The organism is Streptomyces sp. NPDC102514 (genome assembly GCF_055584525.1).
In genome coordinates this window covers 552456-566066 of record NZ_JBVJLW010000001.1, presented here as the reverse complement: position 1 = coordinate 566066, position 13611 = coordinate 552456, and the positions used below count along the sequence as shown (strand labels likewise).

Here is a 13611-nt window from a genome sequence, read left to right as displayed (position 1 = left end):
GACATGAAGGTCGACGCAAGGGATCACGTCACCGGGCTCAGGCCGCTTCGGGGGGACCCTCCGCCGACGGCTGCGCCGGTTGCTCTGGCCTGCTCGGTCCGCTCAGTCCACTCAGTTCGGCGGTGAACTGCGCCCCGGCGAGCAGGGCGAGGTTGGACAACCACAGCCAGATGAGGAAGACCACGGCGCCCGCGAGGGAGCCGTAGAGCTTGCTGTAGGTGCCGAGCGCGGAGGTGTACAGGGCGAAGCCACCGGAGACGACGAGCCACAGGCCCGCCGCCAGTATCCCGCCGGGGACGCTGTGCTTCCGGCGGCGGGCCGGTACGGGTCCGGTGTGGAAGACGATGACGACCAGCAGCGCCACCAGGCACAGCAGGAGCGGCCAGCGGAGCAGGTTCCAGGCCCAGGCGGCCACCGCGTCGAAGCCGAGAAGGCGGCCGGCGGTCTCGGCGATCGGCCCGGTCAGCAGCAGGAGGAGCGCACTGACGAGCAGCAGGCCCAGGAGGCCGAAGGCGGTGAGCAGGATGCGGGGTGCCGTGTGCCAGGGCGACCGGTGGTCGGCCTCGTGGTGCATCCGGTGCAGGGCGCGGCGGAAGACGGCCAGGTAGCTGGAGGCGGACCACAGGGCGCTCACGATGCCGCCGCCCAGCAGCGTCCAGGCGGCCGAGCCGTCTCGCAGCGTCTGGGTCAGCACGTCGTGCAGCTGCGTGCCGGACTGGTCCGGGGCGTAGGCGGTGACGTGGGCGATGAAGTCCTCGGCGGTGCCCGGGCTGATCATGCTGAAGGCGATGACGGTGACGAGCAGGGAGGGCAGGACCGCCAGGATCGCGTAGTAGGTGAGGGCTGCCGCGTAGTCGGAGACGTCGTCCCGCCACATCGACAACGGCGTACGGCGCAGGGCGACGCCCCAGGCAGCCGGGGTCCGGGTACGACGCCATACCGGCTCCAGTGCGCGCGGGCCGCCGCCCGTGACGGCGGGCCCTGGTTCAGCGGACATGAGACCTACGGTGCGAACGGGTGGAGAAGCGGACGTGCGTCCGCACGCTGTACGGGGTGAGGGAGCTCTCCGTCCGGGCGGCTAGCTCGGCCAGGGCGGGCAGGACGGCGGCCGGGGCCGCATCGGGCTGGAGCCGGACATGCAGGCGCACCTGCAACTGCTTCCGTCGTGCGAGCACTCGGGTGCGGCAGCGGCTGACTCCGCCGATCCCGACCGCGTGCCGGGTCACGACGTCCTCCAGGGCCCGGGTCCGCAGTGTGCCGCCGGGCGCGGGCAGCGGCAGCGACGGGCGGGCCCCGCCGCGCAGCAGGCGGACGCACCACAGCGCGAGGAGCGCGGTCGCGGCGATCGACGCGGCCATGATCGAGGGCGTCCACCAGCCCGTGGAGCGCAGTTCGGCGAGTCCGGCCGGATCCACCAGCACGGCACGGGCGCCGGGCTCGGGCCACCAGGCCGGAAGATGTGTGGCCCAGGATGCCCGGGTCAGGGCGAGCCACGTGCCGCCGAGGAGAAACACCAGGCCGACCACGGCGAGGGCGGTCCGGTCGAGGACCGTACGGGAACGTCGCATCAGCGGGTGACTCCTTCGAGGGCCGTGTCGTCGGCACCGGCCGTGAGCGTACGCTGCGCTGCACCGCCGTCCCCAACCGTGGTCGTACCGGGATCCCAGGCGGCCCCGGGCCTCACCCTGACGCGCAGTCGTGGCGGGCGACGCAGATCGCAGCTGTCCAGCGCCCCGCGGGCCAGGTGCCGTGCCTCTTCGAGCGCGTGTGCGCGGTCGCCGAAGGCGAGACCGGCCCGGACGCTGACGCTGCGACGGCGGACCCGCACCTTCACCGGACCGATCCCCTGCGTCTGGCCCACCGCGTCCCTGACGAGCGCGGCGACCGCCGTACGGTCCAGGGCCGCCCACAGGTGCGGAGCGGGCGTGGTGACCGTGAGCAGTCCGCGATGTCCGGGGGTGAGAGCCAGGACGACCATCAGCAGGCCGAGGAACGCGACCGCGGCGGCGCCAGCCGTGACGGCCGCCTCACCGGGGCCGTGCCGCGAGAGCCAGTGCAGTGCGTCGGTGCGCCAGACCGCGGCCGACCGGCCGGCGGCGTGCACCAGGATCAGGTCGACCGCCAGGGTGCCGCAGGCCACCAGGGCCGACAGGACGAGCAGTAGGGTCGGCAGCCGTCGCCCGGACCACCACCGCAGCGGCGTCCGCGAGGTCGGCGGCGCCTGGGCGGGCTCGCCCGCGGGAGGGCCGTCCGTGGGGGGCCTGTCCGTCGCGGGCCCGTCCGTGGGGGGCCCGTACATGGCAGGCCCCTCCGCCGGTCCGATTCTCACTCCGCCCTGGGCCGGGACCGGTGTCGTCACCGGTGCCGGGACCAGAGCGGTGACGCCGACGCGTGCTCTGGTGACGTCGAGGCCCGTCAACTGGTGCGTACGGGCGGTGACATGGTCCTGCAGTCGGCGGACCGTCTCCGGCAAGGGCGCCGGGTAGGGCAGGGTGACGTCGACACGCACGTCCGCCCGGCGACCGTGCACGTCGGCCGAGCCCTTGGAGGCGCGAGCCCTGATGCCGGCGCCGATCCCGGTGCTGGTTCCTGTGCCCGTCCCAGTCCCGGCCCCTGTCCCAGTCCCGGCCCGTGTCCCGGTCACGGTCCCGGTTGCCGGGTCCGGGACGGCCTCGGTGGCCGCGCGCTCGGCGATCCTGCGGACCGCCTTCTCCGAGACGGTCGTGGTGCCGCGCCGGTCCGCCGTGGTCATCGACGGCTCCGCTCATAGCCGTCGCGCAGATCCTGGAAGCTGCCTCCGCCGTCGAACCAGTGGCCCGCGGCCCACCCCAGGCCGCCCAGCGCGGCCACGAGCAGGAACGCCCCGAAGCCTCCGAAGAAACCGGCGAAGGCCAACGCCATCCCTGCGATCATCCCGACGAATGCTCTGGTCACGTGGTCACGTCCATGTCCTGGCCTCTTTCACCGTTCCTCTTTCGCCGGTCCTGATGCACCGGTCCTCATGCACCAGTTCTCTGGCACCGGCTGGGCGCCCTGCGGTGTGCGAGGGCCCGCTCACTCCACGCGGGAGTCCGTCGTCGGCGACTCGACGTCCTCCTCGGGCAGATGCACGTCATTGACCGTGACGTTGACCTCCACCACGTCGAGGCCGGTGACGCGCTCCACCGCCGAGATCACGTTCTCCCGCACATCGCGGGCCACGTCCGTGATGGGAACGCCGTACTCCACGACCAGGTCGACGTCGATGGCCGTCTGACGCTCGCCGACCTCGACCTTCACTCCGCGTCCCACGTTCGGCCGACCGCCCGGCACGCGGTCGCGAACGGCGCCGATGGTGCGGGAGAGGCCGCCGCCCATGTCGTACACACCCGGGATCTCGCGAGCCGCGATACCCGCGACCTTCACCACGACGACATCGGCGATCGATGTCCGTCCGCGGTCCGCCGCCGGCTGGTCGGCGCCGGTGACACCGCCGGACAACGCCGTCGTCGTCTGCGCCGTCCTGCTGCCCTGCGGCGCCGATACGTCCTTGACGGTCGACGCGGTCGGTACGGTCTGCGTGGTCATGGCACGTCCTTCTTCCTGTAGCCGGTCGGCTGCTCTCACTGCGATGGACCCGCCGCGGCCACGCCTGTGACGCGGATACCCGAAAAATCTCCGCTCAGCTCCTGACACCCGCGTCCGTCTCACCTATATGTCCGCATGAATGTCCGAGCCTTCGCGGGCCATCCGCAACGGTGCCGGCAACGGATCATGCGGAGGGACACACCTGTCCCCTGGCTGTTTCACGGGCTCACGCGAAACAAGCGGTGGCACCCGCGTCACAGCGGGCGCCACCGACGTGTCCAACCTGCGGAACCGGACGAGAGGAGCCGCTCAGTGGCGGGGGCCCGCAGAGAGAACGCGCCACCGGACGCCCGGGGCGAGACCGACGACGCCCTGCTGGCGGTACGGGCCGCGGAGGGGGACGAGGACGCCTTCGCCGTTCTCGTACAGAGCCATGCTCCGTCACTGATCCGGCTGGCCACCCGCCTGCTCGGCGGGCGGGCGGAGGCGGAGGACGCCGTGCAGGACGCGTTCATCAGCGCCTGGCGACGGCTCCCGGAGTTCAGCCACCGGTCGTCGTTCAGCACATGGATGTACAGGATCGTCACCAACCGCTGTCTGAACGTGCTGCGCGCCCGCAAGCCGGTGGCACCTCTGGAGGCCGCGGGAGAGCTTGCGGCTCCCGAGCACTCGGCCTCCCCGGCCCGGATCGCCGAGGCACGCGACGCGGTGCGTGAGCTGGGCGAGGCACTCGATCAACTGTCGGTCGAACAGCGCGCCTGCTGGGTACTGCGAGAATTGGACGGTCAGTCCTACGAATTCATCGCGGACACGGTCGGCATCAGCCAGGAGGCTGTGCGCGCCCGCGTCTTCCGCGCACGACGCTGCCTGACACAAGCAATGGGGGCCTGGCGATGACCTCTCACACCGACCCGCCCAGCGCGGACACCGGCGGCGTCGACGACGAGCAGCTGCCGTGCGGCAGGCTGCTGTCCCGGGTCTGGGACGACTGGGAGCAGCAGACCGACGACCCGCACCGGCAGACCTGCCCGCACTGCCGGCAGGCCGTCCTCGATCTGGACGATCTGGAGTTCGCGGTCCGCGGCCTGCGCGACGAGACGGCGGACGGCTACGCATCCGAGGCGACGTCGCTGACGCGGCGCGTGATGGAGGTCGTGCGTCTCGAACTGCGTCCCGGCCGCCCTGTACCTCTCGGCGAGCCCGACGAGGATCTGTGGATCATGGAATCGGTCGCTGCCCGTGCCCTGCGTGCGGCGGCCGAGACGGTGACCGGCGTACGGGCGGGTTCGTGCCGTCTCCTCCCCCTCTCCACCTCCGACACCGCCTACGGGCCGGTCGAGGTCCGCCTGGGCATCCACGCCCCGGCCGGCGTCTCACTCCCGGAGCTGGCCGAAGAGGTGCGCAGGCGGGTCCGGGAGGCCGCGGACCGTGAGTTGGGCGTGGCCGTGGCGACGATAGACGTCCATGTCACCGACCTGATCGACACCGCGGACGACAGCCAGGAAGGTCGTACCTGATGACCCGCGACACCGCACACACCTCGCTGGCCGAGGAGATCGCCCAGGCCGTGGAGAGCGTGCCGGGGGTGGCCTTTCTCCGGCCGGGGCTCGCCGGCCGACTGCGCTCGACCCGGGTACGGCCGCAGCGCGGCATGGACGGGGCTCCGGCAGCGGGGGCTCCGACGGCGGGGGTACTCACCGCGGGATTGTTGACGCCAGGGATGCCGATGACAGGAGGGTCGGCAGCGGGCGTTCGGCTGGGTCGGCCGGACGGCACCGGGCGCCGCCATGTCGAGATCCACCTCGTCGCGCTCAGACAGGCACGGGCACTGGACGTGGCCCGCGCCGCACGCCGTCGCGTCGAGGCCCATCTGGTCGAGAGGTTCCCGGCGGAGCCCGCACCGGCCCGGGTCACTGTGACCGTCACCGGGCAGGTGTGACGCCGGGCCCGTGTGACGCCGGACTGGTGACGGTGAGGTCCCCGACGTCTGACGAAGGGGGCCCGCTTCCGCGACCGCCGGCCTCCTTCCTCAGACCTCAGGTTTCAGGCGTCACGCGTCAGGCGTCAGGCGTCACGCGTCACGCGTCACGCGTCACGCGGGGAGGTTCAGCAGGGTCAGCGGCGTGGAGGTCGGTTGCTCGGAGCCGCCCTTCGGCTCGACCGTGACCCCCATGCCCGACGCTCCGGCCACAGCGCCCTTCATCAGCACGGCCTGGCTGGTGCGCGCGGGATCCATCAGACCGGCGGATCGCATGGTGCCGTCGTCGTCGAACCAGAGCTGGTAGACCTTGCCGCGAGGCGGCTCGGTCATCCCGGAGGCCATGAAGACGGCCCTGTCACGGCTGTCGGAGACGACGACGGTGCCGGTGGCGCCACCGGCCAGTTTCGTGGTCCGGCTCTTGGCGTCCGCCGCAGTGAGCACAGCCGCGATGTCGTTCGCTCCCCGGTCGGCCCGGCGTGCCTGCTCCAATGCGTCCTCGGCACGTTGGTGCTGCCACACCGCGGTACCGCCCAGCGAGGCGGCTGCCGCGAGACAGGCGGCCAGTGCCCAGCGCGCCACTGGGCGCCCGCGCGATGTCGTCCGTGCGTGGCGCGGCAGGGCCGGGCCACCGGGTCCCGCCTGCCGGACGGTCCGGATCTGTTGCAGCACGTGTTCCCGCATGGCGGGGCGGGGCGGCAGGGAGACGGCGAGTCCCAGCCGGGCGGCGGTGGCGGACAGTTCGGCCGTCTCCTGGGTACACGGCTCGCACTCCCCGAGGTGCCGCTCGAACGCCTCGCGTTCTTCGTCGGACAGGGCGTGCAGGGCATAGGCGCCGGTCATTGTGTGCAGATCCGCAGTGGTCACGCGGTCACCCCCAGGCAGTCACGCAGTCGGATGAGTCCGTCCCTCAGCCGGGTCTTGACCGTGCCGAGCGGAAGCGCCAAGGCCTCGGCCACCTCTCGGTAGGTCAGCCCCCGGTAGTACGCGAGGTCTACGGCCTGACGCTGGATGTCGGTCAGGGTGCGCAGACAGCGCCGCACCTGTTCCCGCTCCAGCCGTGCCTCCACCTGCTCGGTCACGTCGTCGTAGTCGGGCGTGCGGTCCAGTTGGGCCGCCTTGTGGTCCCGGGCGGCCGCGGCCTCCACCGAGCGCACCCGGTCGACCGCCCGCTGGTGGGCCATCGTGAGGATCCAGTTGACGGCCGTGCCACGGTCGGCACGGAAGCGCGGGGCTGTGCGCCACACCTCCACCAGCACCTCCTGGGCCACTTCCTCCGACTGGGCGCGGTCCCGCAGGACCGCGCGGACGACACCGAGAACCGGGCTCACCACGGCGTCGTACACCGAGGCGAACGCCTGCTCGTCGCCCAGGGCCACACGCCGCAGCAGCTCCTGCAGATCAGGGTCAGCCGAATGGTGTCTGCCGATCTGGGCGACTTCGTTCACCGGGGTCCTCCGTCGTCGGGACATCCGTACAGACATCCATGGGACATCCGTCAGGACATCTCCGGACGTAATCCGGTGCCGGGGCCGCGGCGGATTGGTTTCTGACACCCATGAAATCGCAGGTGAAGCCGGACTGCGCGGGCAGGCGGACGAAAGGGCGTACGGTGCCGTCCCGACCGGCCGGCCAAGCCCCCGACCAAGCCACCGGCCGGTCGGCAACGAATATTGGGTGAGACAGGTCCGATGAGCTGCGGCGGCTCGACAGGCGGGAGCGGGAATGACAGTGCACGAACAGGCGTCCACCGATGAGTCGGCGGGCGCGCACGGCCCCGCGCTGGCGGTGCGGCAGCTGCCCCGCTCACCCCGCGCCGCCGTCCTGTTCCTGCACGGCGGCAGGTCCGACAGCCGTGCCCCGTCCCGTCCCTGGCACCTCGCGGCCGTGCGCATGAAGCCGTTCGTACGCGCCGTCGCCCGTGCGATACCGGACGACGACGTCCTGCTGGCGGAGGTGCGTTACCGCGTACGGGGCTGGAACGGCAGCGACGCCGACTCCCTTCGGGACGCGCGGCGGGCGCTCGAAGAACTCCAGCGCCTCGCTCCGGACGTCCCGGTCGTTCTCGTCGGCCACTCGATGGGCGGCCGGGCGGCGCTGCGTGCGGCGGGCGCGCCACAGGTCCTCGGCGTGCTGGCGCTGGCTCCCTGGTGCCCCGAGGGCGAGCCGGTGGCCCAGCTGCGGGACAAGGAGGTCGTCGTGCTGCACGGAGACCGCGACCGTGTCACGGATCCCCGGCTGTCCAAGGCACTCGTACACCGGGCACGTGCGGCAGGCGCCCGGGCGGCGTTCGTGGACATGGCGGGCGGTGACCACGCGATGCTCCGCCACGCCGGGGACTGGCACCGCACCGCGGTCTCCACCGTCCTGGAGATGCTGCCGCCCGCCACCGGGACCACCGGTGCTACTGGGGCTACTGGGGCTACTGGGGCTACCGAGGTGTCAGGACACTGAACTCGTTGCCGTCGGGGTCGGTCATCGCGACGTAACCGGGTTCGTCCTGGCCGGTGTCGAGGCGCTTCGCCCCGAGGGAGAGCAGCCGGTCGACCTCCGTCTGCAGATCGCCGTCCGCGGTGGGAGCGAGGTCGAAGCGCAGCCGGTCCCTGCCCGTCCTCGGCGCCAGCGGCGGCCCGCCCCACGTGACCTTCGGTCCGCCGTGCGGAGAGCGGATCGCGGTCTCCTGATCCTGGTCCCAGACCAGCGGCCAGCCGAGTGCCTTGCTCCAGAAGTACCCGACCTCCTGCGAGCCGTCGCAGGCCAGCGCTCCGATGAAGCCGCAGTCGGCGAGGAAGTTGTTGCCCGGCTCGATGACGCAGAACTCGTTGCCCTCCGGGTCCGCGAGCACCACGTGCTCCTCCTCCGGGAGCTGGCCGATGTCGATGTGCTGTGCGCCGAGTGCCAGCGCCCGGTCCACCGTCCGCTGCTGGTCCTCCAGGGACGTACTCGTCAGATCGAAGTGCATCCGGTTCTGGCCAGCCTTCTGCTCCTGCGACGGCAGGAAACGGAGGCGGAATCCGGTGTCGTCGCTGGGCAGGAGCACGATGCCGTCCTGAGGATCGTCGACGGTCTCCCAGCCGAGGAAGCGGGACCAGAACCGCGCGAGATTCTCTGGTTCCCTCGCGTCGAAGCACAACGCGAACAGCTGACGACTCGTATCCCGGTCCATCTCCGGTCCCCCTGACTGGTGCTGGCGGCAAGGCGCGTGGTCGCCACCTCGCACGCGAGCCTAGGCGTGCGCCCGCCTCACCCGCATCCGGGTTTCCGCCGACGCGCCGGCGCTCACACCGAGGGGTCGGGGTCGGAGTCGGTCGAGTGACGGGTCCCGCGCCGGGCCCGGTCGGGCCAGACACCCACACGGCCCGGTCCCGCCGTCAGACGGACGCGACCGCGCGGACCGTAACGCTCCACGTGGTCCCGGGTCAGCTGGAGGCGGCTCGCGCGGTCCAGGACGGGGTACTGGCCCGGCGCCCCCGCCGCCGGGCCCGCTCGGGGTCTCCGTCGACGTACGGCCGTCGCGGCTGCGGACCGTGCGACGGACCTGTTCGGATGCGAGGGGGTCGTGGGCCGACGACGAGGGTGGTGGCGCCAAGTTTCGCGTTGGCGCGGCGCAGTGCGGCGACAACCTCCTCGCCGGTCGCGGCGTCGAGTTCGCCCGTGGGTTCATCGGCGAGCAGCACCCGGGGCGCGCCGGCCGTGGCGAGCACGACGGCCACGCGCTGCTGTTCGCCGCCGGAGAGTTCGGCGGTACGCCCCGGTCGCGGCAGGACGCGACACCGACTACGTCGAGGTGTTCGGCGGCGCGCGCGGCTCGCCTCAGCGGGGCGATGCCTCCTCGCCCCCTAGCAACTACCCGCGGCCCTCCACCGCGTCCCCTGGATCGCGACGAGCGTGATCAGGGTGCCGGCACTCCGACGGCCGACGGCTCCATCACGCTCAGCGCGGCGGAGTGGCCGGCCGGGACCCGTAGGCCGGACCAGGTGTGACGCGGTACGCCGTCGATGGCCCGGCCGACGGCGGCACGTACAAGGCTGTCGGACTTGTCCGCACGACGTGACCGGAACGTGCCGGAGACCTTGACCACGGCCTCCGGACCTCAGGCGCGCCACCGCTGTGTGCGTCGCCAGAGCCCCGGCTACTCCGGGAGTTCCAGCATGGGCTCGCCGCAGGACTGGCACTCGGCGTAGACGTCGAGTTCGTTGAGTATCTCGGCGTATTCGGGGTGGCCCTTGAGGGCGGCCATGGCGGCGAGCAGGTAGCGGGTCGATATCTGGTCGTGCTCCGCCGTGGCCAGTGTCTCGGCCAGGAGACCCAGTGCCTCGGGGAGGGCCTGTCGGTAGGCGTCCGCGATGTCGTCGGGCAGGTCGTCGGGGACCTCTCCGAGGTCGCCGGAACAGATGGCCACGAGGCCGACGACGTACAGGTAGTCGTCGCGCTCGGACCGGACCGTCGGCAGGCCCCGCGCGAGGGTGACGAGGTGGGGCACGGCGGCGTAGGCGGCCGGCCAGGCGGTTCCCTCGGAACACAGGTAGGGCCACAGGTCGCTGAAACGCTCACCGTTCGTGGGATCCGCCACCAGTTGCCACAACTCGTCCGGGACGAAGGGCGCGTCCGGCGCACCCCGTCCTTCGGACCAGCCCCGGTGGTCGAGGGCGGGCCAGCGCGGGTCGTCCAGAGAGATCATGGGCGAGAGTGTAAACGGCGCACAACTGACGTACGCGCACGGGCTTTTGGCACCTCACGAGTGGCCCATTGCGAGTGCCACGTTACGGGTGATGCGTTACGGGTGATGCGTTACGGGTGACATGTTAAGAGGCCGCGGCCCGAGGCGGGGATCAGGTTCCCGCCGGCCGGCCCTGCGGACGGCCGGCGGGTGTGGAGCAAGGCATCAGGCCGCGGCGGCCGACTTGACCGCGTGGGCGACCTGCGCGCGCAGGTCGGCGAACTCGCTCGACTCGCGCAGTTCGTCCGCGTCGACGGCACCTCGCGGGAGGGTGATCGGCAGGTCAAGGGCCACGGTGCCGGGGCTCTTGGTGAGGACCACGATGCGGGAGCCGAGGAACACCGCCTCGTCGGCGGAGTGGGTGACGAACACCGTGGTCCGGCCCGTCTCGGCCGTCACCTGCCGGACGTCCTCCTGGAGCCGTTCGCGCGTGAGTGCGTCCAGTGCCGCGAACGGCTCGTCGAGCAGGAAGAGCGGGTTCTCGGCGGCGAGGGCGCGGGCGATGGCGACGCGCTGCTGCTGGCCGCCGGAGATCTCCCACACGCGCCGCTTCCCCGTGCCTTCGAGGCCGACGCGGGCCAGCAACTCCGCCCGCCGCTCCGGCCATTGGGCGCGGTCGACCCCCGCGTACCGCAGCGCGAGGTCGATGTTTCCCTGCACCGTCCGCCAGGGGAACAGCCGAGGCGTCTGGAACACCACGCCCGCCGTTTCGCCCGGGCGCGGCGCGGCGCCGGAGACGCGCACCGAGCCCTGGGTGGGCTGCTCGAACCCAGCGATCAGCCGCAACAGTGTGCTCTTGCCGCAGCCGGACGCGCCCACAAGGACCAGGAACTCCCCCGCCGGGACGGTCAGATCGACCGGCCCGACGGCCGTGACCGTCTCGCCGCCCCGGCCGTACCGGTGGGTGACGTGGTCGAGCCGGACGGACCCCGCCCGCTCGGCGCCCTCGGTCTCAACTCCCTTGCTCACCGTGTCACTTGAGGACATCGGGGAGTCCCTTCAGATAGAAGGCCTTGCGGACGGCGTCCTGGGACGGCGCGGCATCGATCTGCTTCTGGCCGGCCAGGAACTCGGCGGTGTCGGTGACGTAGCCCAGCAGTTTGCCCGGACTGCCCTCGGTGCCCAGCCAGTCGGCGGAGGCGACCTCGTCCGGGGTGAGGAACACCCCTTGTGCGAGCTGGGCCTTGGCGTCCGCCGCGCTGATGCCCAGCTCGGCGGCGACGGCCTTGACCGAGCCGTCGGGGTCGGACTTGAGCAGGCTCAAAGCCTGTGCCTCCACCTTTCGCCAGGTGTCGATCGCCTTCGGGTCCCTGGAGATGAGCTCGTCGGACACGACGGCCAGGTCGAGGGTCGGCTTGCCCGCCGCGCCGATCTCCTTGCTGCTGGTGAGCTGGGTGCCGGTCTTGCGCAGCTCGTCCAGGGTCGGCAGCCAGACGTAGGCGGCGTCGATGTCACCCCGCTGCCAGGCGGCGATGATCGCCTGCGGTTGCAGGTCGACCAGCTTGACGTCGGACGTCTTGAGCCCGGCCGTCTCCAGCGCCGCCAGCAGGCTGTAGTGCGAGGTCGAGGCGAAGGGAGTGGCGATCGTCTTCCCCTTGAGACCGGCGACATCGGATATGCCGGCGTCCTTACGGGCCACCAGAGCCTCGTTCTCACCCGCCACGTCGAGAACGAACGCGACCTTGTACGGGATCGGCGAACTCCCGGAGATCCCGCGGGCGAACGGGCTGGAGCCCAGCGCGGCGATGTCCAGGGACTTGCCGAGGAAGGCCTGGTTGACGCTGGCGCCTGAGTCGAACTTGATCCAGGTGATCTTGTAGTCCGGCAGCTCCTTCTCCAGCAGTTTCTTGTTCTTCACGAGCAGGTCGCCACTGGGGAAGGCGAAGTAGCCGATGCGCAGCCGCTTGGAACCGCCGGAGGAGGATGCCTCGCTGTCCGAGGAGCAGCCGGTGGCCGCCGCGGTCACCGCTGCCAGGGCGCCGGCGAGCAGCAGGCGTCGGGATGGGCCGTGCGGGGTGGAGCGAGACATGGTGGGGCCGTTTCTGTAAGGAGAAGCGAGGGACAGGAGACGGGAGAAAGGAGTCGGGAGTCCGAGTCGGGATATGGAAGTCGGAGTCTTGATAGGGGAATTGGGTGGAGATGCGGGCCGGGGCCTGCCGGCGGAACTTCGCCGGAGGAAGCCCCCTAGACGTGTCCGCGCCAGGGCACGACAGCCCGCTCCAGCCGGAGCAGCAGGCCGTCGATGACGAGTCCGGAGATCCCGATGGCGATGATGCCGACGAGCACCACCGGGGTGTTGTTGTAGTTGGCGGCGTCCTTGACCATGCCGCCGATGCCGGGCAGTCCGTTGACCAGTTCGGCTGCGACGAGGGAGGAGTAGGCGACGCCCACGGCCAGCCGGATGCCGGTCAGTGTCTCCGGCAGGGCGGACGGCACGATGACGTCCTTGACGACGTCCCACCGGGATCCGCCGAGGGCACGGGCCGCCTCGATCAGGCTCTGCGACACGGCGGTCACCGCGGTGGTGGTGGAGACCGCCACCGGCGGGAAGGCCGCCACGGCCAGCAGTGTGATCTTGGGTTCCTCGTTGATGCCCAGCCAGATGATGAGCAGCGAGAAGTACGCCAGCGGCGGCAGGGTCCGCAGGAAGGTGATCCAGGGCTCGAAGAGCGAACGGACCCAGCCGACGGTGCCCATGACGAGCCCGAAGACCACTCCGAGCGCGATGCCGATGCCGGCGCCGAGCGCGATGCGTCGCAGGCTGATGCCGAGGTGCTCGATGAGGGTGGTGCCGTTGTAGCCGCGTACGCCGTCGTGGGTCGTGGACACGTCGATGAACGCGCTCCAGACCTTGGCCGGGGGCGGGACGAGTGTCTCGCTCCATGTGCCGCTCGCCGCCAGCAGTTGCCACAGGAGGAGGAACAGCAGGAGCGAGCCGAAGGGCAGGGCGATGTGGCGTACGCGGGCCGTGCCGCGACGCCGTCGCCGCACAGGCGGTTCGTCTGGCGGCGGAGCCAGGTCGGTCGGGGGCAGGGAGGGGATGGTGGACATGGGGACGGGGCCTCCATGGGCGCCATGGGCGCAGGAAGATGAGCGGTCGTCGAGTGCGGCCGGGGGCCGGGATGGCTCAGAGAACGCACCGGGATGCGGGAGAGCGGACTGCGGAAGCCGCCGCCGGGCACATCACCGGACGGCGGGGCGCGTCAGAAACGCGGAATCAACAACATGCACAACACGAACAACACGAAACGGGGCGTCGGCACAGGTCGATGACCAGGCGTCGCACCAGCGGTTCGTGATTCATGGGGCCCATTTGTACAGCAGCCACGGCACTTCACCAAGAGGT

General features: G+C 71.4%; 18 protein-coding genes. 4 read left to right on the top strand and 14 right to left on the bottom strand.

Features of this window, described 5'->3' with window-relative positions:
* Window positions 1–37: 37 nt before the first annotated feature.
* The 5 genes from ACZ60E_RS02645 to ACZ60E_RS02625 form a co-directional block, all read right to left on the bottom strand.
* Window positions 38–997 carry a YihY/virulence factor BrkB family protein gene (locus ACZ60E_RS02645; RefSeq protein WP_469437300.1) on the bottom strand — a complete coding sequence of 320 codons (960 nt, stop codon included), beginning with the start codon at window positions 995–997 and terminating at the stop codon, window positions 38–40.
* Window positions 987–1568: an Asp23/Gls24 family envelope stress response protein gene (locus ACZ60E_RS02640; protein WP_469437297.1), complete on the bottom strand. Its 582-nt coding sequence runs from the start codon at window positions 1566–1568 to the stop codon at window positions 987–989. The genes ACZ60E_RS02645 and ACZ60E_RS02640 overlap by 11 nt, the downstream gene beginning before the upstream one ends.
* Window positions 1568–2752: a DUF6286 domain-containing Asp23/Gls24 family envelope stress response protein gene (locus tag ACZ60E_RS02635; protein ID WP_469437295.1), complete on the bottom strand. Its 1185-nt coding sequence runs from the start codon at window positions 2750–2752 to the stop codon at window positions 1568–1570. Before ACZ60E_RS02635 ends, ACZ60E_RS02640 begins: the two co-directional genes overlap by 1 nt.
* Entirely contained in the window at window positions 2749–2934 is a 186-nt protein-coding gene (locus tag ACZ60E_RS02630) for a hypothetical protein (protein ID WP_384798237.1), read from the bottom strand. The genes ACZ60E_RS02635 and ACZ60E_RS02630 overlap by 4 nt, the downstream gene beginning before the upstream one ends.
* A gap of 120 nt (window positions 2935–3054) precedes the next feature.
* Complete coding sequence (locus ACZ60E_RS02625) at window positions 3055–3567, bottom strand: Asp23/Gls24 family envelope stress response protein (RefSeq protein WP_469437292.1); 513 nt, start codon at window positions 3565–3567, stop codon at window positions 3055–3057.
* A gap of 312 nt (window positions 3568–3879) precedes the next feature.
* Between ACZ60E_RS02625 and ACZ60E_RS02620 the strand changes: the two genes are divergently transcribed.
* The 3 genes from ACZ60E_RS02620 to ACZ60E_RS02610 are packed head-to-tail and all read left to right on the top strand — an operon-like array spanning window position 3880 to window position 5506.
* Window positions 3880–4464: an RNA polymerase sigma factor gene (locus ACZ60E_RS02620; protein WP_384797006.1), complete on the top strand. Its 585-nt coding sequence runs from the start codon at window positions 3880–3882 to the stop codon at window positions 4462–4464.
* A complete protein-coding gene (locus ACZ60E_RS02615; protein ID WP_469437290.1) occupies window positions 4461–5084 on the top strand; it encodes an Asp23/Gls24 family envelope stress response protein in 624 nt (207 codons plus the stop codon). Before ACZ60E_RS02620 ends, ACZ60E_RS02615 begins: the two co-directional genes overlap by 4 nt.
* Window positions 5084–5506, top strand: a complete 423-nt coding sequence (locus ACZ60E_RS02610) for a hypothetical protein (RefSeq protein WP_469437288.1) — start codon at window positions 5084–5086, stop codon at window positions 5504–5506. Before ACZ60E_RS02615 ends, ACZ60E_RS02610 begins: the two co-directional genes overlap by 1 nt.
* A 153-nt stretch (window positions 5507–5659) precedes the next feature.
* Here ACZ60E_RS02610 and ACZ60E_RS02605 read toward each other — a convergent pair whose 3' ends face one another.
* Together ACZ60E_RS02605 and sigK are read right to left on the bottom strand one after the other, a co-directional pair.
* Window positions 5660–6412: an anti-sigma factor gene (locus tag ACZ60E_RS02605; protein ID WP_469437286.1), complete on the bottom strand. Its 753-nt coding sequence runs from the start codon at window positions 6410–6412 to the stop codon at window positions 5660–5662.
* Window positions 6409–7017, bottom strand: coding sequence for an ECF RNA polymerase sigma factor SigK (gene sigK / locus ACZ60E_RS02600; protein WP_469437284.1), 609 nt, complete (start codon window positions 7015–7017; stop codon window positions 6409–6411). Before sigK ends, ACZ60E_RS02605 begins: the two co-directional genes overlap by 4 nt.
* Before the next feature lie 253 nt (window positions 7018–7270).
* Between sigK and ACZ60E_RS02595 the strand changes: the two genes are divergently transcribed.
* Window positions 7271–7999: an alpha/beta fold hydrolase gene (locus ACZ60E_RS02595; RefSeq protein ID WP_469437282.1), complete on the top strand. Its 729-nt coding sequence runs from the start codon at window positions 7271–7273 to the stop codon at window positions 7997–7999.
* Here the strand turns inward: ACZ60E_RS02595 and ACZ60E_RS02590 are convergent.
* The 7 genes from ACZ60E_RS02590 to ACZ60E_RS02560 form a co-directional block, all read right to left on the bottom strand.
* On the bottom strand, window positions 7977–8711 hold the full coding sequence (locus tag ACZ60E_RS02590; RefSeq protein WP_469437280.1) for a VOC family protein: 735 nt from the start codon (window positions 8709–8711) through the stop codon (window positions 7977–7979). The two genes, ACZ60E_RS02595 and ACZ60E_RS02590, sit on opposite strands and share 23 nt — an antisense overlap.
* 253 nt (window positions 8712–8964) lie before the next feature.
* Complete coding sequence (locus tag ACZ60E_RS02585) at window positions 8965–9258, bottom strand: hypothetical protein (protein WP_469437277.1); 294 nt, start codon at window positions 9256–9258, stop codon at window positions 8965–8967.
* Between the two features lie 179 nt (window positions 9259–9437).
* Entirely contained in the window at window positions 9438–9626 is a 189-nt protein-coding gene (locus ACZ60E_RS02580) for a hypothetical protein (RefSeq protein ID WP_469437275.1), read from the bottom strand.
* A 51-nt stretch (window positions 9627–9677) separates the two neighbouring features.
* Window positions 9678–10226 carry a hypothetical protein gene (locus ACZ60E_RS02575; protein WP_469437273.1) on the bottom strand — a complete coding sequence of 183 codons (549 nt, stop codon included), beginning with the start codon at window positions 10224–10226 and terminating at the stop codon, window positions 9678–9680.
* 204 nt (window positions 10227–10430) lie between these two features.
* Window positions 10431–11252 (bottom strand): ABC transporter ATP-binding protein, encoded by an 822-nt coding sequence (locus tag ACZ60E_RS02570; RefSeq protein ID WP_469437271.1) that lies wholly within the window; start codon window positions 11250–11252, stop codon window positions 10431–10433.
* Window positions 11239–12294 carry a taurine ABC transporter substrate-binding protein gene (locus tag ACZ60E_RS02565; RefSeq protein WP_453790145.1) on the bottom strand — a complete coding sequence of 352 codons (1056 nt, stop codon included), beginning with the start codon at window positions 12292–12294 and terminating at the stop codon, window positions 11239–11241. Before ACZ60E_RS02565 ends, ACZ60E_RS02570 begins: the two co-directional genes overlap by 14 nt.
* 155 nt (window positions 12295–12449) lie before the next feature.
* On the bottom strand, window positions 12450–13316 hold the full coding sequence (locus tag ACZ60E_RS02560) for an ABC transporter permease (protein WP_453790146.1): 867 nt from the start codon (window positions 13314–13316) through the stop codon (window positions 12450–12452).
* Between the last annotated feature and the right edge of the window lie 295 nt (window positions 13317–13611).